This is a genomic window from Streptomyces sp. NBC_00090 (assembly GCF_045160815.1).
Taxonomy (GTDB): domain Bacteria; phylum Actinomycetota; class Actinomycetes; order Streptomycetales; family Streptomycetaceae; genus Streptomyces.
Genome location: NZ_CP108224.1, coordinates 4,877,539 through 4,899,350, shown reverse-complemented (window position 1 = coordinate 4,899,350; position 21,812 = coordinate 4,877,539). Strand labels below are relative to the sequence as shown.

Below are 21,812 nucleotides of genomic sequence, written 5' to 3'. Positions count from 1 at the left end.
TTTCGTTACCCTGGCAGACATGACAGCCATGGCGCCCACCCGCACCGAGCCCGACCTCTCCTACCTCCTCGACCACACCAGTCACGTCCTGCGGACCCGCATGACGGCGGAGCTCGGCGAGATCGGACTCACCCCCCGTATGCACTGCGTCCTCGTCCACGCCCTGGAGGAGGAGCGCACTCAGGCGCAGCTCGCCGAGATCGGGGACATGGACAAGACCACCATGGTGGTGACCGTCGACGCCCTGGAGAAGGCCGGGCTCGCGGAGCGGCAGCCGTCGAGCACCGACCGGCGGGCGCGGATCATCGCCGTCACCGAGGAGGGGGCGAAGGTCGCCCAGCAGAGCCAGAAAATCGTCGACGGGGTGCACGAGAAGGCTCTCGCCTCACTCCCCGACGAGGAGCGCGAAGTCCTGCTGCGCGCACTGAACCGCCTGGTCACGGGCCACCTGGAGACCCCCGTCGAGGGCCCGAAGGCCGCCCGCCGGGCCCGGCAGCGCGGGTGAGGCCGGGGGGCGCCGAGACTCCGACCGGCCACCCCCCGAACTCCTCCCGTAAAAAATAGTCCGCAACAAAACCATCTGCTAACGTCTCTCCTGTCGCTCCACCGAACAGTCGCTCCACCGAACAGGAGAGAGAGCTCATGTCCGCGCCTGCCAGCACCTCACGCCAGCTCGCCCTCGGCGTCCTCGCCACCAGCATGCTGATGACGGTCCTCGACGGCAGCATCGTCACCGTCGCGATGCCCGCCATCCAGAGCGACCTCGGCTTCACCCCCGTCGGTCTCAGCTGGGTCGTCAACGCCTACCTCATCGCCTTCGGCTCGCTCCTCCTCCTCGCCGGCCGCCTCGGCGACCTGATCGGCCGCAAGCGGATGTTCCTCCTCGGCACGGGCGTCTTCACCGCCGCCTCGCTCCTCGCCGGTGTCGCCGCCTCCCCCGGGGTCCTGATCGCCGCCCGCTTCCTCCAGGGCGTCGGCAGCGCGATGTCCGCGGCGGTCGGCCTCGGCATCCTCGTCACCCTCTTCACCGAACCCCGCGAACGCGCCAGGGCCATCGCCGTGTTCAGCTTCACGGGCGCCGCCGGCGCCTCCCTCGGCCAGGTCCTCGGCGGAGTCCTCACCGACGCCCTCGCCTGGAACTGGATCTTCTTCATCAACCTCCCCATCGGCATCGCCGCCCTCCTCGTCGCCCTCCCGGCCCTGCCCTCCGACCGCGGGCTCGGGCTCAGGGCCGGCGCGGACGTCATCGGCGCGCTGCTCGTCACCTCGGGCCTGATGACCGGGATCTACGCCGTCGTCACCATCGAGGAGTACGGGGTCGGTTCGGCGCACACCCTCGGCTTCGGCGCCCTCACCGTCGCGCTCCTGGCCGGCTTCCTCGTCCGCCAGGCGAAGGCCGCCAACCCGCTCATGCCGCTGCGGATCCTCCGCTCGCGCAGCGTCGCCGGCGCCAACCTGGTCCAGATGCTGATGGTCGCCGCGCTCTTCTCCTTCCAGATCCTCGTCGCGCTGTACCTGCAGAAGGTCCTCGGCTACGGAGCCGCCGAGACCGGTCTCGCGATGCTGCCCGCCGCCGCCGTCATCGGTGTCGTCTCGCTCGGTGTCTCGGCCCGCCTCATCGCCCGCTTCGGTGAGCGGAACATCCTGCTCGCCGGCCTCCTCCTGCTCGTCGGCGTCCTCGGGCTGCTGACCCGCCTCCCCGTCGACGCCGACTACGTCACCGACCTGCTCCCCGTGATGCTGCTCGCCGCCGGCTTCGGCCTCGCCCTCCCCGCCCTCACCTCGCTCGCCATGTCGGGCGCCGAGGAGCAGGACGCGGGCCTGGCCTCCGGTCTCTTCAACACCACCCAGCAGATCGGCATGGCCCTCGGCATCGCGGTCCTCTCCACCCTGGCCGCCTCCCGCACCGAGTCCCTCACGGCGGCCGGCCGGCCCACCGCCGAGGCCCTGACCGGCGGCTACCACCTGGCCTTCGCCGTCGGCACCGCGCTCGTCGTCGCCGCCCTGGCCGTCGCCTTCACCGTCCTGCGCCGCCCGGCCCAGCAGCCGGGGACCGGCGAGCAGGACGCCCAGCAGACGGAAGCCCCGCAGACGGAAGCGCAGCAGCCGGAAGCCCCGAAGACGTCGGACGCCCCGAAGAAGTCGGAGCCCGCCCTCACCGCGCTGTGACAATGGCGCCATGAGAGCCGACCGCCTCGTCGCCGCCCTGCTCTTCCTCCAGACCAGGCAACGCGTCACCGCCGCCCAACTCGCCGCAGAACTGGACGTGTCCGAACGGACCGCCCGCCGGGACCTCGAAGCGCTCGCGAGCGCCGGGGTCCCGGTCTTCTCGCAGGCGGGCAAGGGCGGCGGTTGGTCGTTGGTCGGCGGCGCCCGCACCGACCTGACCGGCCTCACCGCCCCCGAGATCCACGAGCTCTTCCTCCTGACCGGCCCGGACGCCACCGCGAGCCCCAGCCCGCGGACCAGGACCGCCCTGCGCAAGCTCGTACGGGCCCTCCCCGCACCCCTCCGCGCGGGCGCCGAGGCCGCCGCCCGCGCCGGGACCGCCGACGGCACCGACTGGGCGGGCGCGCCCGTCTCGGTCACGGAGGAACCCCGACTGGCCGCTCTCCAGCGGGCCGTGGTCGAGGAGCGCGAGCTCAGGATCGGATACGCCCGCCCGGGCCGTGAGCCCCGCGAGCGGACGGTCCACCCGCTCGGGATCGCCACGAAGACCGGCGTCCGCTACCTCGTCGCCGGTACGGAGCACGGACTGCGCACCTTCCGGGTCGGCCGGGTCACCTCCGTGACCGAGACGGGCGCCCCCGCCGTCCGCCCGGAGGGCTTCGACCTCGCCACCGCCTGGCGTACGCTCGCCGCCCGCATGGAGGACCGCATGGTCGCCACGACGGTCCGGGGCCGGGTGACGCCCGGCACGGAGTCCGTCCTCGAAGGCCTCTTCGGCGGGCGGATACGGTACGGGGAACGGGCCCAGGACGGCTGGGCGCCCGTCGAGATCGACGGCCCGTCACCCGAGGTCGTCGCCGCGCAACTCGCGGGCCTGGGGGCCCGCGTGGAGCTCCTCGCCCCACCCGAGGCCCGCGCCGCCCTGGCCCGCGTCGGCGCCGAACTCACCGCGCTGTACGCGGACCGGACCCCGACTCCCTCCGAACCGCCCCCGGCTCGTCCCGAACTGTCCCCGACTCCTTCCGAACCGCCCCCGGACCCCGCGGAACCGGCCCCAGACACTCCGGAAGCTCCTCCGCGTGCACCAGCGCCAGCCGTGACACGGCCCGGGTGAGCACCACGTACAGACGGTTCGGCCCGCGCGCCTCGGCCGCCACGATCGCGGCCGGTTCGACCACGACGGCATGGTCGAACTCCAGGCCCTTGACGGCCGTCGCGGGCAGCACGGTCACCCGCTCCCCCGCCCCGCAGCCGCGTACCGCCTCCGCCACCGGACCGACGAGACCGTCGGCCGTGATCACCCCCACCGAGCCCTCCGCCGCGAGCGCCGCGGACACGGCCTCGCGGGTCCCCGCGGCCAGGTCCGAGGTCCGGTGGACGGTCACCTCGCCGTCCGTACGGACCGACCGGCCCGCCGGCACGTCCGCGCCCAGGTGCGGCAGGAGCCGGTTGGCGAGCTCCACGATCGCCGCCGGCACCCGGTAGCCGAGAGTCAGCGGCACCACCGGCGCCCCGGGCCTGCCCAGGTGGGCCAGTTGCTCGCGCCAGTCGCGGGCCGCCCACGGGGTGGTGCCCTGGGCGAGGTCCCCGAGGACGGTGAGCGAGCCGAAGGCGGTGCGGCGGGCGATCGCCCGGCACTGCATGGGCGAGAGGTCCTGGGCCTCGTCGACGACGACATGGCCGTAGCTCTCGGGGCGCTCGATCAGGCCGGCCAGCTCGTCGAGGAGCACGAGATCGGCGGCGGTCCACCGCGCCGACCGGTACGAACGCGGCGGCCGCGCCCAACGGATCGCCGCCGACTCGCCCTCCGTCAGCCCGCCGCCGGATACCGAAGTCCCCACAGGGTCCGGGTCCGTCAGGACCCCCGCGAGCACCTCCTCCGGGGTCGTCCTCGGCCAGCACGCGTCGAGGAACGCGGTGACCGCCCGCGCCCGCTCGACCCGCCGCACCCAGGCCGCGCCCACCGCCCCCGACCGGCGTTCGGCCCGGAGCTGGAGGGCCCGGACGACCCGGGCGCGGACCCGCTCCCGCCCGGTGGCGTAGGGCGGCGCCTCCTCCCGTACCGCCGTGACGATCGCGGCGAGCTCGGCGGCCGGCAGCCGCCAGTGGTACGAGCCGTCGGGGACGGCCAGGTCGCCCGGCGGGACCGGGACGACCCTGCCGTACAGCGCGCGGTGCAGCACCCCCGCCATCCGGGCGTCGTGCTTGACCCGGGCCGCCGCCTCCCCGTCCTCCGCCCGGACCGGGTGGCGGGCGAGCTCCTCGTCGAGGGTGGCCTGCCGGACGCCGGTCTCACCGAGCGCGGGCAGCACCTCGGCGATGTACGACAGGAACGCCCGGTGCGGGCCGAGGACGAGGAGGCCGGAGCGGCGGATCCGCTGCGGATGGGAGTAGAGGAGGTACGCGGCCCGGTGCAGGCCCACGGCGGTCTTGCCGGTGCCGGGCGCGCCCTGCACGCACAGCGAGGCGGCCGGGTCGGAGCGTACGAGGTCGTCCTGTTCGGGCTGGATGGTGGCGGCGATGTCCCGCATGGGGCCGACCCGGGGGCGCTCGATCTCCCCGGTGACGAGCGCGCTCACCGTCTCCGCCCCGCCGTCCACAAGGCGTTCGTCCGCGAGGCGTTCGTCCTCCAGGGCGGTGAGGTCCTCCGTTGCGCCCCGGCTGTTCGGGGCCCAGCCGAAGCGGCGGCGCCGGAGGACGCCCTGCGGGTCGTGGGCGCCGGCCTGGTAGTAGTCGCGGGAGACGGGGGCGCGCCAGTCGACGACGAGCGGCGGGGCGGCGGGGTCCTCGGCGATCCGGCGGCGGCCGATGTGATGGATCTGGCCGTCCTCGCGGTCGAGGCGTCCGAAGAACAGCGGGCCAGGCGGCTGTTCCCCCATCTCCTTGGCGCGGCTGCGGAGGTGGAAGCCGAGGGCCTCGGCGTCGGCGCCCGACGCGGCGACGTCCTCGCCGGTCACGACCTGTTCGGCGACGTCCTCGGCCATCCGGATCAGGGCGGCGCGGCAGGAGTCGTGGTGGGCGCGTTCACGGGCGAGCTCAAGGTCGAGTGACGTCATTCCGCCAAGGCTAACGGAAAACGTTACTCGGTTACATTTTTACTCACCCCCAGAAAGGGAGGGGCTCAGTAAGAAAGGGCTCAGTACGGAAGCCCTTCCCGCAGCGCCCGGAACGCCCGCCCGGCCGCGGCCACCGCGTCCGCCGCCACCTCCCCGGCCGTCTCGCCGCCCGCGATCCGGGCCGTGTTCTCCTCGGCGAGGATCCGCAGCACGGCCACGATCTGCCCGGCCGCGATCCGCGCGTCCAGCGGATCGCCGCCGAGCGCCTCCGCGAGGGCCGCCTCGGACCTCCCCCGGTACCCGTGGAGGCGGGCGACCAGGGCCGGCGTGCCGTACAGCAGCCGGTGGTACGCGAGCACGGCCGGGTGATCGCACAGCCCGGTCACCGGGTCCTGCCGGCCGAGCCCGTCGAGCAGGTGCGCGTACAGCGCGTCGAGCGGCGCGGTGCCGGCGAGGCGCCCCGCCGCCACCACCCGGGCGGCCTCGTCCTCGTGGTCCGCGAACCGGTGGAGGACGAGGTCCTCCTTGGCCGGGAAGTACCGGAAGAGGGTCGGCTTCGACACCTCGGCGGCGGCGGCCACCTCCGCGACGGAGACCGCGTCGAAGCCCTTCTCAAGGAAGAGCGCGACGGCGGCGTCCGACAGCGCCTGCCGGGTGCGCTCCTTCTTCCGTTCGCGCAGCCCGGACGGCGCAGGCACCGGAGCGTCCGATGTCATGGGCCTCTCTCTTTCAGCGGATCCGGAGGGTTCAGAAGATGTCAGGCGAGAAGGGCCGCAGCGGCGTACGGAACAGCAGGTCGGCGCGGACACCCGCGCCCGGCGTGAGCTCCTCCGCGCGACCGAGGCGGGCGAGCCGCACCGCCGACTCGTCACCGAACGCCAGCGTCCCCAACTCCGCGATGTCGAAGGCGAGATCGGCGGACTCGGTGGTACGGACGCAGCTCGCGCCCGCCGGGGAGGCGTCGAGCCGGTAGCGGCCGCCCGCGAGACCGTCCGCGTCCCGCAGGTCGAGGACGAGGCTCCCCTCCACCGGATACGTCCGGCTCTCCAGGACCCGGACGACGTCCAGGACCCGCACCCACAGCATGTCCACGTACGTCAGCGTCTTCGCCGCCCGCGGGTCCGGCAGCAGCAGCGGCAGCGGATCGTCGGGCGCCCGGTAGCCGGAGCGGACCGTGGTGATCCAGTCGACCGAGCAGAGGTAGTGCCACAGGGCGCGCTCGGCGGACGGGGTGACGGCTATCAGGTCCCGCACGGTCGCCGTGTTCACCGGCTGCTTGGCGTCGTCCCACTTGTCGTCGGCGGTGTAGGCGACGAACCCCTCCACCTCACCGGACTCCGAGCGGTACACCGCGTAGAACGGCTCCGTCCAGGAGTCGATCTGGTAGCCGAGGCCGGTGCCGAGCTCCCAGCCGCGCGTGGTCCGGTCGGTGACCCCGGCACGGACCCCGGCGAGCCGGCGGTGCGCCTCGGGCCCGATCTTGCGGATCTCCCCGGCGTCGGTCAGGTCGATCCGGCCGCCGCCCTCCGGCCGCCCCGAGCGCCGCGGGTCGAGCCCGGCACGCCGTACGTCCACGCTCCACTCGGTGGACCAGCTCGCCGGGCCGAAGCCGAACCGCCCGTAGATCGGGTACTCGGCGGCGATCAGCGTGGCGATCGCGTCGCCCCGCTCCTTCGCCGCGGCGAGGTCGGTGGCCATCATGCGGCTGAGCAGCCCCTGGCGCCGGTGCGTCGGGGAGACGGTGACCTGGGTGATGGCGTCGGCGGTGAGGCTGCCGCCGCCGACCGTGCTGACCTCCTGCCGGAACGACCGGAAGGTGGCGACGATCCGGTCCCGGTCGAAGGCCCCCTGTGTCCGCGCGAGGTCCGAGTTGGCCAGCCGGTCGGCGACCAGCTCGTCGGGGACGCGGGGCGGTCGGAGGAAACCCGTCTGGAGGGCCCGTAGCCAGCCCGGGAAGTCGGACTCCGTCACCGTACGCACGTCGACACTCATCCTCCGACCCTACGCACGGCCGCGCGGCGACCGCACCCGAGTTTCCCCGGGCGCCGTCCGCGCCTCCGCGAGACCTCAGGCCAGCAGGTCGTCGACCTGCGCCTCGCCCTCCCGGTAGCGGCGGGCGATCTCCCCGCTGCAGTCGTCGGCGGTCCGCTGGAGGTGCTGCCGCCGCCGCGAGATCTGCTGCTCGTACCCCGCGAGCCGCCCCATCGCCGCGTGCAGCTCCTCGTCCGTACGGGCCGTCAGGTCCGACAGCTCGACCTCCGACAGCATCTCGGCCGCCAGTCGCCGGTACTCCTCGCCGCGCGGAGTCGACAGCGTCACGTGCCGGGCCGAGCTGCGGTGCCGCGAGGGCACGTCGGCGAGGATCTCGGAGAGCCGGTCGAGGACCGGGGCCTCCGGATCCGTCCGCCGCGCCAGCTCGGCCCGCAGGATGTCGATCCGGCCCTGGAGCATCCGCCGTACGTAGCTCAGGTCGGCCTCGTCGCTCTGCGCCTCGCGGCGCAGCGCGCGCAGTTCGGGCAGCCGCAGCGCGGCGAGCTCCGGCTGCGCCCGTTCGGGCAGGGAGGGCTCGTTGGTCCGCTGCACGGGCGGGCGCACGATCGGGCTGCCGCCCGGACCGCCGCCCCGACCTCCGCCCGGACCTCCGCCCAGGCTCCCGCCGAGACCTCTGCCCAGGTCTCCGCCGATGCCTCCGTTCAGGCTTCCACTCAGGCCTGCGCTCAGGCTTCCGCTCAGGCCACCGCTCAAGCTTCCTCCCGGGTTTCCACCCGGGCTTCCGGCGCGGAACAGCGGTACGGGACCGGACGGTGTCGGCCCGGTGCCAGGTGCACTCATGAGAATCGTCCCCTCGACCGGTGCGGAGCCGCACCGCCTGAAAGGCATCGTGCCACTCCCACCCGTGCACGTGCAGGCGCTCTGCACCCGTTCGGCCCCTCATCCGTCGGCCTGCGGTCCGCTCGGTAGGTTGGTACGCATGCGTGCAGTGGTGCAGAGAGTCGACGGCGCGAGCGTCGTCGTCGCAGGGGAGACCGTCGGAGAGATCGTCGGCGAGGGGCTGTGCGTCCTGGTCGGGGTGACCCACGACGACACCCCGGAGAAGGCCGCCCAATTGGCCAGAAAGCTCTGGTCCGTCCGGGTACTGGACGGCGAGAAGTCGTGCTCGGACGTGAACGCGCCGCTCCTGGTGATCTCCCAGTTCACCCTCTACGGAGACGCCCGCAAGGGCCGCCGCCCCACCTGGAACGCCGCCGCCCCCGGCCCCGTCGCCGAACCCCTCGTCGACGAGGTCGTCGCGCAGCTGCGGAAACTGGGCGCGCGCGTGGAGACGGGCCGGTTCGGAGCGGACATGCGCGTCTCGCTCACGAATCACGGCCCGTTCACGGTCCTGATCGACGTATAGGACGTAGAGGCAGAGCGGGCCGGGTGGGGGGACGAGCCCTACGGCTCGACGACCGTCTCCTGCGCGGCCGCCGTGTTCCCGACGAGCAGCGGCGCGTCCACCGGCACGTTCCGCTTCACCAGGGCCAGGGCGATCGGCCCCAGCTCGTAGTGGCGGACCGCGCTCGTCACGAAGCCGAGCTGCCGGCCCTCCTCGCCGTCGGCGGCCAGCCGGACCGGGGCGCCGTGCCCGGGCAGCAGCACCTCGCTGCCGTCCAGGTGGAGGAAGACCAGCCGGCGCGGCGGCTTCCCCAGGTTCTGCACCCGGGCGACGGTCTCCTGCCCCCGGTAGCAGCCCTTCTGCAGGTGGACGGCGCTGCCGATGAGGCCGACCTCGTGCGGAATGGTCCGGTGGTCGGTCTCGAAACCGAGCCGCGGCCGGTGCGCCTCGACGCGCAGCGCCTCGTACGCGAGCATCCCGGCGGCCGGCCCGTGCGAGGCCGCGAAGGACTCCAGGTCGGCGCGGGGCAGGAAGAGGTCCCGGCCGTGCGAGGTCTCGCGTACGACGGCGGACTCGGGCACCTCGGCGATCGAGCCGGCCGGGAGGTGGACGACCGCGATGTCCTCCGTACGGTCGGCGACCTCGACCCGGTAGAAGAACTTCATCGACTCCAGGTACGCGACGAGCTCCTCCCGCGTCCCCGGCTCGACGTGCGCCCACACCGTCTCGCCGTCGTCGACGAGGTACAGGGCGTGCTCGATGTGCCCGTTCGCGGAGAGGACGAGCGCCTCCGTCGCCCGCCCCGGCGGCAGGTCGGTCATGTGCTGGGTGACGAGCAGGTGCAGCCAGCTCAGCCGGTCGTCGCCGGTGACGGCGACGACACCGCGGTGGGAGAGGTCGACGAAACCGGAGCCGTCGGCGAGGGAGCGCTGCTCGCGGAACAGGTCGCCGTAGTGGGCGGCGACGCCTTCGTCGCGGCCTTCGGCGGCGACGGCGCCGGGCAGGGACAGCAGAGGGCTCTTCATAGGGGAAAGCCTACGACTCACCGGAAGACCGTCCAGGACTCGCCCTGGCGGCACGGGACGCTAGGTGGCATCAGCTGCGGCAGCGACGTCCGCGGCGGCAGCTGCGGCGTCGGCCGCCTTCCGCGTACAGGCCGCGCACCGGCCGAAGATCGCGAAGTGCTTCATGTCCGTCTCGAAGCCGAAGGTCTCACGGAGCTTCCCGGTGAACTCGGCGGCCACCTCGACGTCCGCCTCGATCACCTCCGCGCAGTCCCGGCACACCAGGTGCAGATGGTGGTGCCGGTCGGCGAGGTGGTACGTCGGGGCCCCGTGACCCAGATGCGCGTGGCTCACGAGCCCGAGCTCCTCCAGGAGCTCCAGGGTCCGGTACACGGTGGAGATGTTCACCCCGGACGCGGTCCTGCGGACCTCGACCAGGATGTCGTCGGGCGTCGCGTGCTCCAGCGCGTCGACGGCCTCCAGGACAAGCTGGCGCTGCGGCGTCAGCCGATAGCCGCGCTGCCGCAGGTCGCTCTTCCAGTCGGTGGTCACCACGCCCTCCAGTGTAGGAGGGCGCGGCGCGCCACCCCCAGATGTCTAGCGGAAGAAGGCGATGCCGTCGTCCGGCAGGTCGCCGAGGTTGCGGGCCATCTCCGCGACCTCCTCGGGCGTCACGACCTTCTTCAGGTGCGCCGACATGTACGGCCGCAGCGGGACCTCGGGGGTCGCCTTCTCGCCCACCCACATGAGGTCGCTCTTGACGTAGCCGTAGAGGCGCTTGCCACCGCTGTACGGGCCCGAGGCCGCCGTCCGGGCGACGGCGTCCGTCGCGAGGTCGATCTGCGGCTTCTGGTCGGCGAGCTCGCCGTACCAGATCTCGACGATGCCCTGGTCGCGGACCATGACGATCTCGACCTTGCGGTTCTTGTCGATACGCCAGTAGCCGCTCTCGCTCTCCAGCGGACGGACCTTGTTGCCGTCGCCGTCGAGGACCCAGGAGTGCGAGTGGTACTCGATGAAGTCCCGGCCGTCGTGGCTGAACGTCACGGACTGGCCGAAGTTGCACTTCTCGGCGCCGGGGAAGTCGGAGACACCCGCGCCCTCCCACGTACCGAGCAGGAACGCGAGGGGGACGAGGTCCGGATTGAGGTCGGACGGGATCTCGATCATGAGCAGCTCTGGCGTTCTCTAGAGGTGGGTTAGCGCTGGCCCTGGTACAGCTTCTTCACGGCCAGACCGGTGAAGGCGAGCACGCCGACGGCGACCAGGACCAGCAGAGTTTCGAAGAAAATGATCACAGGGTGCTCCTCGGCTGAGCGGTGAAGGCGGAACGGGCCGGACCCCAGCTTAGTGGGCGGGGGCCCGGCCCACTCTGTGAGGTGGGTCTAGCGCGCTGTGACTAGCCGAGAAGCTGGTTCTGCAGGGTGACGGTCTGCTGGAACGGCACGGCGAGCGGCTCGCCCTTACGGGTCTGGGTGATCAGCGCGAGGGTGTCACCGGCTTGGACGTAGGCCCAGCGGGTCTGCTCGGGGCCGTACGGCTTCTTCTCCCGGAAGGCGTACAGGCTCGTGTCCGGTACGTGGACGTCGTCGGCGAAGTTCTCCATCACGGTGCCCTCCACCCCGTCCGGCAGCGCCTTCGGGCCGTCCGCGCCGTCCGCCTGGAGGGCCGTGTCCTTGTACGACTCGGCGTACGCCACGGAGCTGAACCGGAGCAGGTGGATGCTGGTCCGGGTGCCGTCCTGAGTCGTCCAGCCCCGGGCTGCGATGTGCCGCAGGGTGGAGTCCGCCAGGGTCCGCTTCAGCTCGCCACGGAACTCCTTCCCGTAGAGCGAGAGGTACGCGTCCGTGGACACGAATCCGCCGTTCAGCTTCGCGTCGACGGTCGCACCGGCCGGCGCGGGCAGCAGAAGCCGCCGTACGTCGGCGTGGTGGACCTCGCCGTCGTTGCCCTCGGTGAACGGGCGGGGACGGTCGGCCGGGAGCGCCGGGAGGCTGAGCGCCGGGTACTCCCAGCGGCCGTCGCTCTCGGTCGCGAGCCCGGGCACCTCGTTCCTGTCGAGCGCGGTGATCCCCATGGCGGTGCCCGCGCCCACGCCACCGCAGACGACGACGGCGGCCGTCCAGCGGGCGACGGCCCACAGAACACGACGGGTCCGCCGGGGGCCGTGGGCGGCGGCCGGAGCCGTCGGCTCCGCGGCGGGCGCCACGGCCTCGGTCGGCTGCTCGGTCACGGTCATACGTACTCTCCCGGGGACTCGATGTGACGGAGCTGCTTCTCGACGAGGCCGGCCACGGCCTTCTCGTCGAAGGGCGAAGCACCGAACGCCGTCACGGTGACCATGACCTCGCCGTCGTAGGCCGAGCAGATCATGTCCTGGAGATCAGGGGTGCGCACGTCGTCGCCGCGCTGCCTGGGCTTCTCGGGCTTGGGCCCCAGGTAGCAGGCGGAGCTCTTCGCGTACGCCTTGATCTTCGGCCCCTTCCGGAGCTCCAGGAGCTCGGACAGCTCCTTCCGGACCTCGAAGAACTCGCGGACCATCTTCTTGTCCTTCATCCGCAGGATGAGCACCTCGGCCTGGAGGGTGCTGTCCTCCTTGGCGTACGAGCGCATCGCCATGCCCTGGATGCCGAGCCGGTCGACCTCCTTCTCGTACGCGCGGCGCTTCTTGCCGTAGAAGCCCTGGCCCGTCTGCTTGAGGAGGGCATTGGCCTTGTTCGCCGGCAGCTCGTCGTCGTTGCCGTACCCCTTGATGTCCGCCCCGAGCGCGTAGCCCTCCGGCACGGGCAGGAGGAGCTTGCTCATCGGGGTGGACGCCCGGCCCCGGAGGACGCCGGCGGCCGCCGGGTCCTGAGGGGTCGCGGTCGCGGTGGGGTCCGCCCACGCCACCGTGGGGGCGGTGCGGTCGGCGCGGTCGACGGTGACGGCGGTGTACGCGACACCGCCGCCGACGGCCCCGAGCACGAGCACGGAGATCAGCGCGTTCTTCAGGATCCGGCGTGTGCGGCTCCCTGACTTCTCACTCACAGGCGCCCCAGCTGCCGTTCGGCCAGAGAACGGATCTCGCTCTCGGCGATCTTGTGCGTGTCGGACATGAGGATCGTGATCGCGATGTCACCGCGCCGGATGAAGGCGCGGGCCTCGTAAAGGTCCAGGTATCCCGCCTCGCGGTGCACCGGATAGACGAAGTAGCGGCCGTCCGAGGAACCCTTCACCGCCACTCCGAGGGAGCCGGACTTCGCCTCGCTGATGGCGATGCGCTGCTGCTGCATCACGTGCTCCCAGGCGCCGAGCGTGGAGGTGGAGCGGTACTGCACGAGGTTGATCTGGACCCTCTTGTACTCGCCCGTCAGCCATGCGCGCGTGGCGATCCGCCGGATCCCCGAGTCGAGCTCGGACTCCAGCGCCCCTGCGGGCCGGGTGAATCCGTCGGCGTACGCGTCGAGCGACTGCCACCCGTCCTCGCCGTCGGCCCGCGCCGACGCCGGCTTCGGCAGCAGCAGCTTCCGCAGGTCGCCCTGCGACTTCGCCTGGTGGTCCTCCGCCGCCGACAGCGGCTCGGGCTCCTGGCCCTTCGGGAGCGGCTTCGCCGGGTACGCGAGGCCCGGCTGGTTCAGCGGCGGGAGCGGGGTCGGTTCGCGGTCGGCCTGGATGCCGTAGCCGACGGCGGTGCCGCCGACGAGGCCCAGGACGGCGGCGACGGCGATCAGCCCGACGGTGCGGAGGACGCGGCGGCGCGGCCGTACGACGGCAGGCGCGGCTTCCGCCACCGGCTCCGGGTCCGGGTTCGCCACCGGCTCCGGCTCCGGGTTCGTCACCGGATCCGAGTCCGGGTTCGTCACCGGCTCCGGGTCCCGGTCCGGCGGCGGTGCCGTATCCGCATTTTGGATACTTTCTTCGATACTCAAGAGTCCCCCACGAGACCTGAATCGCGGATTCCGATCATCCGCGCACCCAGCTGACACGCGAGGGGCGCATGAGGTTGCAGTGCCGCGCATTACAGTTCGGCATATGGCGAAGAAGCTCGTGATCAAGGTGACCGCAGGGGCCGACGCCCCCGAACGCTGCTCGCAGGCCTTCACGGTGGCCGCCGTCGCCGTCGCCAGCGGCGTCGAGGTTTCGCTCTGGCTGACCGGCGAGTCCTCGTGGTTCGCCCTCCCCGGCCGCGCGGCCGGGTTCGAGCTGCCGCACGCCGCGCCCCTGCCGGATCTGATCGACTCGATCCTGGCCGCCGGCCGCGTGACGCTCTGCACCCAGTGCGCCGCCCGGCGCGAGATCACGGAGAAGGACGTCCTGGACGGCGTCCGCATCGCCGGCGCGCAGGTCTTCGTCCAGGAGGCCATGGCCGACGAGACGCAGGCGCTCGTCTACTGAGGACGGACCGGCCCTAGCTCCGGCGCTTCTTGCCGTCGAGCTCGTCCCACCACTCGTCCGACTTCGGGTCCCCCGAAGGGTCGTCCCACCAGCGGTCCTCCGGGCCCCGGCGGTTCGCGACCATCGCGGCGACCGGCGGGATGACCATGGCGATCACGCACATACCGACCGCCACCGGCATGGAGAAGAGCCGCACGACGGCCCAGGCGCCCACGAAGAGGACCAGGCAGGCGCCCATCATCCAGAAGTAGACGTGGCGACGGCGTGCGTACACACCTTCAGCGTACGTCCGGGCGGGCCACCCGGCACCGACGGCCGGAGGCCGGCGCAGCGCCTCGATGCCCGGGAGGCGCCCTGGCGCCGAGCGGTGCGAGGGGTGCGGAAAGAAGGAGACCGAAGGGCCGTGCCTCAAGTCCTGGAAATGGCGTCCAACCCCCCAGGAGGCACGGCCCTCCGGCCGTTCGGTGTCGCGGTCGGTCAGACCGCGATGGCGACCTCCGCGAGGCCACCCTTCTGCGCCACGACCTGACGGTCGGCGGTGCCGCCCGGAACCAGGGCGCGGACGGTCCAGGTGCCCTCGGCCGCGTAGAAACGGAACTGTCCGGTGGCGGAGGTCGGGACCTCGGCCGTGAACTCGCCGGTCGAGTCCAGGAGGCGGACGTAACCGGTGACGGGCTCGCCGTCCTTGGTCACGAAGCCCTGGATGGTGGTCTCACCGGGCTTGATCGTCGAGGCGTCGGGGCCGCCGGGCTGCGCTCCACACATGATGTTCTGTCCTTACGGTCGAGGGGTGCCGGAGGGGAGGAGGTCCGGGTCTTACTTGTTGGCGCCGAGCTCGATCGGCACGCCGACGAGGGAGCCGTACTCGGTCCACGAGCCGTCGTAGTTCTTGACGTTCGTGACCTCGAGCAGCTCGTGCAGGACGAACCAGGTGAGCGCGGAGCGCTCACCGATGCGGCAGTAGGCGATGGTGTCCTTCGCCAGATCGACCTGCTCGTCCTCGTAGAGGGCCTTGAGCTCGTCGTCCGACTTGAAGGTGCCGTCGTCGTTGGCGTTCTTCGACCACGGGATGTTGCGGGCGCTCGGCACGTGGCCGGGGCGCTGCGACTGCTCCTGCGGGAGGTGCGCCGGGGCGAGCAGCTTGCCGGAGAACTCGTCGGGCGAGCGGACGTCGACCAGGTTCTCGGAGCCGATCGCGGCCACGACGTCGTCGCGGAAGGCGCGGATCGAGGCGTCCTGGGCCTTGGCCTTGTACTCGGTGGCCGGGCGGGCCGGGATCTCGGAGCCGTCGACGAGGTCGCGGGAGTCGAGCTCCCACTTCTTGCGGCCGCCGTCGAGGAGCTTCACGTCCTGGTGGCCGTAGAGCTTGAAGTACCAGTAGGCGTAGGAGGCGAACCAGTTGTTGTTGCCGCCGTAGAGGACGACCGTGGTGTCGTTCCCGATGCCCTTGGCCGAGAGGAGCTTCTCGAAGCCCTCCTGGTCGATGAAGTCACGGCGGACCGGGTCCTGAAGGTCCTGGGTCCAGTCGATCCGGATGGCGTTGCGGATGTGGTTCTTCTCGTAGGCCGAGGTGTCCTCGTCGACCTCGACAAGGGCGACCTGCGGGTTGTCGAGGTTGGCCTCGACCCAGTCCGCGTCGACCAGTACGTCGCTGCGAGCCATGCTGTTCTCCTCCGGGGCAGTGTGCGGCGGTGTGGTGCGGTGGTGCCGTGGTGCGGGTGTGTGGTGCGGTACGCGTCGTCGCGTGGCGTACGGACGTGCGTACGGCTCTGCACAGGTCGGCCCCGACCGCGGTCGAAGGGCCTGAGGAATACGGGAGACGGTGGTCCCGCTCAGACGGAGCGACAGAGCATGGCGGCGACGCGGCACAGGTCTACTGCCCGCCGCTTCGTGAGATCCGCCTGTCGCTTCATGCCCACGATCGTAGGGACGGACAGGCGGCCGTGTCACCGGCGTGTCGTATTTTGAGACGCGATCGTCCGAGATGCGAGACGCGATCACCGCGCGGGCGGCCTTCGGACGGCTCCGCGCCGGGGCGTCCGGTTCTCTTTCTGCGGATCGGACGGCGGCGTCTCAGCATGTGGCCAGAGGGGGTGTACGGGGGTGCATGGGGGTGCACAGGGGCGCACGGGTGCCCGTAGGGGCTCACTCACCGGCCTCACGTACGGACCCGGACAGGGATGCCGTACGGGGCTCTCACGTACGGGCCCGGGACAGAGACGCCGTACGGGGACTCTCACGTACGGGCCGGGGAGAGGGATGCCGTACGGGGTCTTGCCCGGCGTCCCGTCCTGGTGGCGTCAGCCCGCCAGGACGACGTCCTCGCCCGTCACGGCGACGGCGTCAGCCCGCCAGGACGACGTCCTTGCCCGTCACGGCGACGGCCAGACCGTCCGGACGGGCCTCGACCTTCTCCACCTTCATGCCGGCGATCATCCCGATCGGCCGCTCGAAGTCGGTGCGCTTGCGCACCAGTTCCTCCACGCCCGGAATGCCCTCGCCCGGCACCTCGTCCGCGTGGACCTTGATCGTGTCGCCGTTCACGACGGTCACCGTGGAGAGCACCGACCGCGTCAGGGTGCGGCCCATGAACTCCACGCCACCGGTGACCTTCACCTTCCCGTCGCCCCCGTACGCCACCGTGACCCCGGGGTCCGCGGCGGCCGTGAGGTCCGCGTACGAGATGAGGGCGGTGCCGGTCGCGGAGCCCGCCCGCGCGCCCGCCCAGTCACCGGTCACGGTCACGTCCCGGAGCGCGGCCGTCAGCTCCTCGACCCGGATGCGCCGGCTGCCCGCCGTCGCCTCGACGCCGGTCGCCTTCACGTCGACCTCGTCGAACCGCTTGTCCGCGACCTGGGTGAGGAAGGGGAAGCCCTTGATGTCGATCTCGATCGACTCGCTGCTCGCGGCGGAGAGCTTCACCCGGCTCGCCGCCTCCGACTCGGCGTACGCCACGGCGAGCCGGTCGATCCCGACGAGGACGCCGCCCAGCACGACGGCCACGATCAACAGAATCCGCAGTGCTCGCATGGGCTGTGCGTCCCCCTGGTAGGCGAAAGTGCGTCCGGACAGGCGTTCGGCCCCCCGACACGAAGATCGACGTGTCGAGGGGCCGGTTGGTTCCCCGAGCGGTTCCCCGGCCGGCCCCCGACAGGTTCCCGGCCGAGGTCCCGGCAGACTCAGGCCAGGGCTCGGCCCAGCAGGTAGACGGCGGGCGCGGCTGCCGTCAGCGGCAGCGCGATCCCGGCGGTCATGTGGACGAAGCGCGACGGGTAGTCGTAACTGGCGACCCGCAGACCGACCAGCGCGCAGACCCCGGCCGCGAGGCCGATCAGCGCCCCGGAGCTCCCCAGCTCGTTCAGCCCGCCGGCCGCGATCCCGGCCCCCGCCCCCGCGAGCAGCGCGACGACCAGGGAGACCGGACCGGGCAGCGGGAGCGCCCGGGCGACGACGGTGGCGGCGACCGCGATCCCGCCGACGACCACCGCGTCGGGGGCGGCGCCGAGGTGCCCGGCGGCGACGACCGTCAGCGCGGCCGAGGCGACGCCGGCCATCAGGCCGTACATGCGCTCGTCCGGGTCGGCGTGGCTGCGCAGCTGGAGGACGAGGCAGAGCAGCACCCACACGCCGAGCGTGCCCAGGATCGCGGCGGCCGCGTGCTCCCGGCCGACGGCGAGCAGGGCGGCGTCGGCGACGAGGCCGCCGGCGAAGGCGAGGGCGATGCCCTGCCGGGCGGGCCACATGCCGTTGAGCCGGAACCAGCCGGCGGCGGTGAGGCCCTGGAGCAGGACGAGCGGGACGAGCAGCCCGTACGGGCCGAGGGAGGCGCCGCCGGCGAGCAGCAGGCCGAGGACGGCGGTCAGGGCCGCCGGCTGGAGCCCGGGCTCGATCACGGGCGAGCGGCCCTCGGCACGCGCGCGCTGGGCGTCGGTGATCCGGGTGTTCCCGGAGGTGGTGGGCGAGGACCAGCCGGGCCCCTGGGCCTCGGCGGCGGGGGCGGCCGAGGGGGCGGGTGCGGCCGGCTCGGGCGTGTCGTACGCCACGGGAGCCGCCGGGGCCGCCGCGTAGTGCTGCGGCTGCGGCTGTGACTGCGGCTGCCCGTACTGCTGCTGCGACTGCCGCTGCGACTGCCCGTACTGCTGCGGTTGCGGCTGCCCGTACTGATGCTGCTGTTCGTACGGCGGCTGCTGCCCGTACTGCGGCTCGTACGTCGCCTCCTGCGGCGGCAGGTAGGCGGTGCTGTCGTAGGAGGCCCCGTACGCGGGCTGCGACTGCGGAGCCTCGTACGTCACGGGGGGCTGCTGCTGCACCACGGGCTGGTACTGGGTGTCCCAGGTCTGGCCCTCCCACGTCTGCGTGACGTCGGGGCTCTGGTGCCCGTGGCCCTGGTCCTGGCCGTGCCCGTTCGCGTACGGGTCGTACTGCTGGTCGTTGCTCATGCTCTGGGGTTCACCCTCCTGCGAACGGGGGGAGCACCTCGACCGTGCCGCCCTCGGCAAGCCGTACGGTCTCATGGCTCCGGGTCCCGACGGGGTCGCCGTCGATGAGGAAAGAACACCGCTGGAGGACCCGGACGAGCTCGCCCGGGTGCTTCGCGCGGGCCGCTTCCAGCGCCTCCGCCAGGGTCTCGGCGGTGTACGGCTCCTCGGCGACACCGGCGGCGGCCTTGGCCGCGGCCCAGTAGCGGATGGTTCCCGCTGCCATAGCGGCGCTCCCTTCGTTCGTGTGCGCGCCGCCCCCCATGATGGGCTATCGGCGCGTGAGCCAGTCCCCCAGCCGGGCGAGCAGCTCCTCGTCGGCCGCGTTCTCGGCGTGGCCCATCCCCCGCTCCAGCCAGAGCTCCGCGTCGCCGGCGGCGGCCAGCGTGCGCGGGTGGTCGAGCGGGAAGTACGCGTCCCGGTCGCCGTGCACGATCAGCAGCGGGACCGGCGCGATCAGCGGCACCGCATCCACGGGCGAGAGGGGTACGGGGTCCCAGGCGCGGGCGTCGATCCGGGTGCGGAGCCCGTAACGGCCGACCAGGCGGCCCGCGGGGCGGGTGACCACCCAGTGGAGGCGGCGCATCGGAGCCGTACCCCGGTAGTACCAGCGTGCGGGGGCGGAGACGGCGGCCACCGCGTCCACCCGTTCCTCCGTGCCCCGCTCCAGGGCCGCGTGGCGCAGGACCACCGACCCGCCCATGGAGAAACCGACCGTCGCCACGCGCGCGTGGCCGAGCTCACGGGCCCAGCGGACGGCGGCGGACAGGTCGAGCACCTCCCGGTCGCCGACCGTGGAGCGGCCGCCGGAACCGCCGTGCCCGCGGAAGGAGAAGGTCACGACGGCCGCGCCGCGCTCCGCGAAGGCACGGGCGGCGCGCCGGACGGCGGGCCGGTCGGCCGCCCCGGTGAAGCCATGGGCGACGACGACGGCCGTACCGGCGCCCGCCCGGCCGGTGACCGCCCTGCCGGTGGCGGCCGTACCGGTGACCGCTGTTTCGGTGACACTTGCGGCAGAGGGTTCGTAAACCGCCTCGATACGGACACCGTCATCCGTACGCAACATCGCACGGCGAGGAGCACGGTGATGGACGGAAGTGAGCGACGAGACATCCACCATGTGAAATCGCCTCTCTCCCTCTGAACTCATGTGGGCTATTCTGCTGGGCAGAGGATCCGGGCGACGCAGCCCCCGGGTCCTTTTGCGTTTTCCGACCGTTGTTACGGATAGGTGAACACAAGCTCTCAGGGCGCGAGAGCCGGCAGTGATCTGCGTACGAAGCAGTGCCACGTCCTCGCAGGGACCGAGGAGGAACCGACGTTATGAGCGAGCGAACGAAGCACGACCGACCGATGGCAGCAATGGCAGGTGGGGCGCGATGAGCTCTCTGCTGCTCCTGACCAACGCCCTCCAGCCGTCGACCGAGGTGCTGCCCGCACTCGGTCTGCTGCTGCACAACGTCCGGGTGGCTCCGGCCGAGGGCCCCGCCCTCGTGGACACCCCCGGCGCGGACGTGATCCTCGTCGACGGCCGGCGCGACCTCCCGCAGGTCCGCTCGCTCTGTCAGCTGCTGCGCTCCACGGGGCCCGGCTGTCCGCTGATCCTGGTCGTCACGGAGGGCGGCCTCGCGGCCGTCACCGCCGACTGGGGCATCGACGACGTCCTTCTCGACACCGCCGGCCCGGCCGAGGTCGAGGCCCGGCTGCGGCTCGCGATGGGCCGCCAGCAGATCGTCTCCGACGACTCCCCGATGGAGATCCGCAACGGCGACCTGTCGGTCGACGAGGCGACGTACAGCGCGAAGCTCAAGGGCCGGGTCCTGGACCTGACCTTCAAGGAGTTCGAGCTCCTCAAGTATCTGGCCCAGCACCCGGGCCGGGTCTTCACCCGTGCCCAGCTCCTCCAGGAGGTGTGGGGGTACGACTACTTCGGCGGCACCCGAACGGTCGACGTCCACGTACGGCGGCTGCGGGCGAAGCTGGGCCCCGAGCACGAGTCGCTCATCGGCACCGTCCGGAACGTGGGCTACCGCTTCGTCACCCCGGAGAAGGTCGAGCGCGCGGCCGAGGAGGCCCGGGCCAAGGAGGCCTCCCGCGGCTCCGGTACCACCGGCGGCGGCACCGGCGGCGGCGACTCCGGTGTCAAGGAGGCCGACCGGGAGGTCACTCCGGTGGAGGACAGGAACGTGGCGGATGCCACAGTGCGACCCGCCGGTAGGTAGGTCACCCCGCGTAGACTGCCGCGCGTGGCCAAGGTGACGAGGGATGACGTAGCTCGACTGGCAGGCACTTCGACCGCGGTCGTGAGCTACGTCATCAACAACGGACCCCGGCCGGTCGCCCCGGCCACGCGCGAGCGTGTCCTCGCCGCCATCAAGGAGCTGGGCTACCGCCCCGACCGGGTGGCCCAGGCGATGGCGTCCCGGCGTACGGACCTCATAGGCATGATCGTCCCGGACGCCCGGCAGCCCTTCTTCGCGGAGATGGCGCACGCGGTCGAGCAGGCCGCCGCCGAGCGCGGAAAGATGGTGCTCGTCGGGAACTCCGACTACCGCACCGAGCGCGAGGTCCACTACCTGCGCGCCTTCCTCGGTATGCGCGTCTCCGGGCTGATCCTCGTCAGCCAGGGCATGAGCGAGCAGGCCGCGAGCGAGATCGAGGCCTGGGACGCGCGCGTGGTGCTGCTGCACGAGCGCCCCGAGGCGATCGACGACGTCGCCGTCGTGACGGACGACATCGGCGGCGCCCAGCTCGCCACCCGGCACCTCCTGGAGCACGGCCACGCGTACGTGGCCTGCCTGGGCGGCATCCCGAACACCCCGGCCGTCGGCGACCCGGTCGCCGACCACGTCGAGGGCTGGCGGCGGGCCATGGTCGAGGCCGGCCACTCGACCGAGGGCCGGCTCTTCGAGGCCCCGTACAACCGCTACGACGCCTACCAGGTGGCGCTCAAGCTGCTCGCGGGCCCGGACAGGCCGCCGGCGATCTTCTGCTCCACCGACGACCAGGCCTTCGGTGTGCTGCGAGCCGCGCGCGAGCTGCGCATCGAGGTGCCGTCGGAGCTGGCGGTCGCGGGCTTCGACGACGTGAAGGAGGCGGCGCTCACCGACCCGCCGCTGACCACGATCTCCTCGGACCGCCCGGCGATGGCCCGGGCGGCGGTGGACCTGGTCCTGGACGACTCGCTGCGGGTCGCGGGTTCGCGCCGCGAGCGGGTCAAGCTCTTCCCGTCGGCCCTGGTGGTCCGCCGCTCCTGCGGCTGCGGCGAGTAGCCCTCCACCCCTGAACCCTGAAGGCTCTTTATATAGGGCATACAGGGTTCTGTCGGGCTTCTCAGCCGCTCCTCAGACGGCTC

The 21,812-nt window shown here is 72.4% G+C and carries 24 protein-coding genes and 1 pseudogene; 7 read left to right on the top strand and 18 right to left on the bottom strand.

What is annotated here, in order from left to right; translation table 11 throughout:
* The first annotated feature begins 19 nt into the window (after positions 1 to 19).
* From OG361_RS21870 to OG361_RS21860, 3 genes and pseudogenes are all read left to right on the top strand, one after another.
* On the top strand, positions 20 to 505 hold the full coding sequence (locus OG361_RS21870) for a MarR family winged helix-turn-helix transcriptional regulator (RefSeq protein ID WP_405855971.1): 486 nt from the start codon (positions 20 to 22) through the stop codon (positions 503 to 505).
* 137 nt (positions 506 to 642) lie between these two features.
* Complete coding sequence (locus OG361_RS21865) at positions 643 to 2,169, top strand: MFS transporter (RefSeq protein ID WP_405855969.1); 1,527 nt, start codon at positions 643 to 645, stop codon at positions 2,167 to 2,169.
* Positions 2,170 to 2,179: 10 nt separating this feature from the next.
* Positions 2,180 to 3,097: pseudogene (locus tag OG361_RS21860) on the top strand (helix-turn-helix transcriptional regulator); the annotation flags it as partial.
* A gap of 16 nt (positions 3,098 to 3,113) precedes the next feature.
* Here the strand turns inward: OG361_RS21860 and OG361_RS21855 are convergent.
* From OG361_RS21855 to OG361_RS21840, 4 genes are all read right to left on the bottom strand, one after another.
* A complete protein-coding gene (locus OG361_RS21855; RefSeq protein ID WP_405855967.1) occupies positions 3,114 to 5,225 on the bottom strand; it encodes a HelD family protein in 2,112 nt (703 codons plus the stop codon).
* Between the two features lie 80 nt (positions 5,226 to 5,305).
* Positions 5,306 to 5,941: a TetR/AcrR family transcriptional regulator gene (locus OG361_RS21850; RefSeq protein ID WP_405855965.1), complete on the bottom strand. Its 636-nt coding sequence runs from the start codon at positions 5,939 to 5,941 to the stop codon at positions 5,306 to 5,308.
* Positions 5,942 to 5,972: 31 nt separating this feature from the next.
* The gene (locus OG361_RS21845; protein WP_405855963.1) at positions 5,973 to 7,217 is read right to left on the bottom strand and encodes a GNAT family N-acetyltransferase; all 1,245 of its coding nucleotides are present in this window, start codon (positions 7,215 to 7,217) and stop codon (positions 5,973 to 5,975) included.
* Positions 7,218 to 7,292: 75 nt separating this feature from the next.
* The gene (locus OG361_RS21840; protein WP_405862377.1) at positions 7,293 to 7,874 is read right to left on the bottom strand and encodes an ABC transporter substrate-binding protein; all 582 of its coding nucleotides are present in this window, start codon (positions 7,872 to 7,874) and stop codon (positions 7,293 to 7,295) included.
* A 322-nt stretch (positions 7,875 to 8,196) separates the two neighbouring features.
* Here OG361_RS21840 and dtd point away from each other — a divergent pair, with 322 nt between their 5' ends.
* A complete protein-coding gene (gene dtd / locus OG361_RS21835; protein WP_405855961.1) occupies positions 8,197 to 8,622 on the top strand; it encodes a D-aminoacyl-tRNA deacylase in 426 nt (141 codons plus the stop codon).
* A 38-nt stretch (positions 8,623 to 8,660) separates the two neighbouring features.
* On the opposite strand, the gene OG361_RS21830 is transcribed toward dtd, so the two are convergent.
* The 6 genes from OG361_RS21830 to OG361_RS21805 form a co-directional block, all read right to left on the bottom strand.
* Entirely contained in the window at positions 8,661 to 9,626 is a 966-nt protein-coding gene (locus OG361_RS21830) for a YgfZ/GcvT domain-containing protein (RefSeq protein ID WP_405855959.1), read from the bottom strand.
* 60 nt (positions 9,627 to 9,686) lie between these two features.
* Positions 9,687 to 10,160 carry a Fur family transcriptional regulator gene (locus OG361_RS21825; RefSeq protein ID WP_405855957.1) on the bottom strand — a complete coding sequence of 158 codons (474 nt, stop codon included), beginning with the start codon at positions 10,158 to 10,160 and terminating at the stop codon, positions 9,687 to 9,689.
* A 42-nt stretch (positions 10,161 to 10,202) separates the two neighbouring features.
* Positions 10,203 to 10,775, bottom strand: coding sequence for an FABP family protein (locus tag OG361_RS21820; RefSeq protein WP_405855955.1), 573 nt, complete (start codon positions 10,773 to 10,775; stop codon positions 10,203 to 10,205).
* Positions 10,776 to 11,004: 229 nt separating this feature from the next.
* Positions 11,005 to 11,838: a hypothetical protein gene (locus OG361_RS21815; protein WP_405862375.1), complete on the bottom strand. Its 834-nt coding sequence runs from the start codon at positions 11,836 to 11,838 to the stop codon at positions 11,005 to 11,007.
* Positions 11,839 to 11,840: 2 nt separating this feature from the next.
* Positions 11,841 to 12,632 (bottom strand): hypothetical protein, encoded by a 792-nt coding sequence (locus OG361_RS21810; protein WP_405855953.1) that lies wholly within the window; start codon positions 12,630 to 12,632, stop codon positions 11,841 to 11,843.
* Positions 12,629 to 13,447 (bottom strand): hypothetical protein, encoded by an 819-nt coding sequence (locus OG361_RS21805; RefSeq protein WP_405855951.1) that lies wholly within the window; start codon positions 13,445 to 13,447, stop codon positions 12,629 to 12,631. The genes OG361_RS21810 and OG361_RS21805 overlap by 4 nt, the downstream gene beginning before the upstream one ends.
* Positions 13,448 to 13,616: 169 nt before the next feature.
* Here OG361_RS21805 and OG361_RS21800 point away from each other — a divergent pair, with 169 nt between their 5' ends.
* Positions 13,617 to 13,979, top strand: coding sequence for a DsrE family protein (locus OG361_RS21800; RefSeq protein WP_405855949.1), 363 nt, complete (start codon positions 13,617 to 13,619; stop codon positions 13,977 to 13,979).
* A gap of 13 nt (positions 13,980 to 13,992) precedes the next feature.
* On the opposite strand, the gene OG361_RS21795 is transcribed toward OG361_RS21800, so the two are convergent.
* The 8 genes from OG361_RS21795 to OG361_RS21760 all read right to left on the bottom strand — a co-directional run bounded on the left by OG361_RS21795 (position 13,993) and on the right by OG361_RS21760 (position 19,607).
* Positions 13,993 to 14,253 (bottom strand): DUF3099 domain-containing protein, encoded by a 261-nt coding sequence (locus tag OG361_RS21795; protein ID WP_384569987.1) that lies wholly within the window; start codon positions 14,251 to 14,253, stop codon positions 13,993 to 13,995.
* 203 nt (positions 14,254 to 14,456) lie between these two features.
* Positions 14,457 to 14,744 (bottom strand): DUF1416 domain-containing protein, encoded by a 288-nt coding sequence (locus OG361_RS21790; protein WP_017242395.1) that lies wholly within the window; start codon positions 14,742 to 14,744, stop codon positions 14,457 to 14,459.
* 51 nt (positions 14,745 to 14,795) lie between these two features.
* On the bottom strand, positions 14,796 to 15,641 hold the full coding sequence (locus OG361_RS21785) for a sulfurtransferase (RefSeq protein ID WP_267044926.1): 846 nt from the start codon (positions 15,639 to 15,641) through the stop codon (positions 14,796 to 14,798).
* Positions 15,642 to 15,811: 170 nt separating this feature from the next.
* The gene (locus OG361_RS21780; protein WP_350497993.1) at positions 15,812 to 15,892 is read right to left on the bottom strand and encodes a putative leader peptide; all 81 of its coding nucleotides are present in this window, start codon (positions 15,890 to 15,892) and stop codon (positions 15,812 to 15,814) included.
* A gap of 430 nt (positions 15,893 to 16,322) precedes the next feature.
* Positions 16,323 to 17,009, bottom strand: a complete 687-nt coding sequence (locus OG361_RS21775) for a DUF2993 domain-containing protein (RefSeq protein WP_405855945.1) — start codon at positions 17,007 to 17,009, stop codon at positions 16,323 to 16,325.
* 149 nt (positions 17,010 to 17,158) lie between these two features.
* Positions 17,159 to 18,418, bottom strand: a complete 1,260-nt coding sequence (locus tag OG361_RS21770) for a hypothetical protein (RefSeq protein ID WP_405855944.1) — start codon at positions 18,416 to 18,418, stop codon at positions 17,159 to 17,161.
* Positions 18,419 to 18,428: 10 nt separating this feature from the next.
* The gene (locus OG361_RS21765; RefSeq protein ID WP_405855942.1) at positions 18,429 to 18,683 is read right to left on the bottom strand and encodes a MoaD/ThiS family protein; all 255 of its coding nucleotides are present in this window, start codon (positions 18,681 to 18,683) and stop codon (positions 18,429 to 18,431) included.
* A gap of 45 nt (positions 18,684 to 18,728) precedes the next feature.
* Positions 18,729 to 19,607: an alpha/beta fold hydrolase gene (locus OG361_RS21760; protein ID WP_405855940.1), complete on the bottom strand. Its 879-nt coding sequence runs from the start codon at positions 19,605 to 19,607 to the stop codon at positions 18,729 to 18,731.
* A gap of 229 nt (positions 19,608 to 19,836) precedes the next feature.
* On the opposite strand from OG361_RS21760, the gene OG361_RS21755 reads away from it, so the two are divergent.
* Both OG361_RS21755 and OG361_RS21750 read left to right on the top strand, forming a co-directional pair.
* Positions 19,837 to 20,679, top strand: a complete 843-nt coding sequence (locus OG361_RS21755; protein ID WP_405855938.1) for a response regulator transcription factor — start codon at positions 19,837 to 19,839, stop codon at positions 20,677 to 20,679.
* Positions 20,680 to 20,703: 24 nt separating this feature from the next.
* On the top strand, positions 20,704 to 21,729 hold the full coding sequence (locus OG361_RS21750) for a LacI family DNA-binding transcriptional regulator (protein WP_384570008.1): 1,026 nt from the start codon (positions 20,704 to 20,706) through the stop codon (positions 21,727 to 21,729).
* The last annotated feature ends 83 nt before the right edge of the window (positions 21,730 to 21,812 follow it).

Bases quoted from the DNA above. Each gene is read 5' to 3' on its own strand.
- OG361_RS21770 (WP_405855944.1), bottom strand. From the start codon at position 18,418: ATGAGCAACGACCAGCAGTACGACCCGTACGCGAACGGGCACGGCCAG.
- OG361_RS21850 (WP_405855965.1), bottom strand. From the start codon at position 5,941: ATGACATCGGACGCTCCGGTGCCTGCGCCGTCCGGGCTGCGCGAACGG.
- OG361_RS21830 (WP_405855959.1), bottom strand. From the start codon at position 9,626: ATGAAGAGCCCTCTGCTGTCCCTGCCCGGCGCCGTCGCCGCCGAAGGC.
- OG361_RS21755 (WP_405855938.1), top strand. From the start codon at position 19,837: ATGAGCTCTCTGCTGCTCCTGACCAACGCCCTCCAGCCGTCGACCGAG.
- OG361_RS21870 (WP_405855971.1), top strand. From the start codon at position 20: ATGACAGCCATGGCGCCCACCCGCACCGAGCCCGACCTCTCCTACCTC.
- OG361_RS21820 (WP_405855955.1), bottom strand. From the start codon at position 10,775: ATGATCGAGATCCCGTCCGACCTCAATCCGGACCTCGTCCCCCTCGCG.
- dtd (WP_405855961.1), top strand. From the start codon at position 8,197: ATGCGTGCAGTGGTGCAGAGAGTCGACGGCGCGAGCGTCGTCGTCGCA.
- OG361_RS21765 (WP_405855942.1), bottom strand. From the start codon at position 18,683: ATGGCAGCGGGAACCATCCGCTACTGGGCCGCGGCCAAGGCCGCCGCC.
- OG361_RS21800 (WP_405855949.1), top strand. From the start codon at position 13,617: ATGGCGAAGAAGCTCGTGATCAAGGTGACCGCAGGGGCCGACGCCCCC.
- OG361_RS21865 (WP_405855969.1), top strand. From the start codon at position 643: ATGTCCGCGCCTGCCAGCACCTCACGCCAGCTCGCCCTCGGCGTCCTC.
- OG361_RS21845 (WP_405855963.1), bottom strand. From the start codon at position 7,217: ATGAGTGTCGACGTGCGTACGGTGACGGAGTCCGACTTCCCGGGCTGG.
- OG361_RS21790 (WP_017242395.1), bottom strand. From the start codon at position 14,744: ATGTGTGGAGCGCAGCCCGGCGGCCCCGACGCCTCGACGATCAAGCCC.
- OG361_RS21855 (WP_405855967.1), bottom strand. From the start codon at position 5,225: ATGACGTCACTCGACCTTGAGCTCGCCCGTGAACGCGCCCACCACGAC.
- OG361_RS21760 (WP_405855940.1), bottom strand. From the start codon at position 19,607: ATGAGTTCAGAGGGAGAGAGGCGATTTCACATGGTGGATGTCTCGTCG.
- OG361_RS21780 (WP_350497993.1), bottom strand. From the start codon at position 15,892: ATGAAGCGACAGGCGGATCTCACGAAGCGGCGGGCAGTAGACCTGTGC.
- OG361_RS21785 (WP_267044926.1), bottom strand. From the start codon at position 15,641: ATGGCTCGCAGCGACGTACTGGTCGACGCGGACTGGGTCGAGGCCAAC.
- OG361_RS21775 (WP_405855945.1), bottom strand. From the start codon at position 17,009: ATGCGAGCACTGCGGATTCTGTTGATCGTGGCCGTCGTGCTGGGCGGC.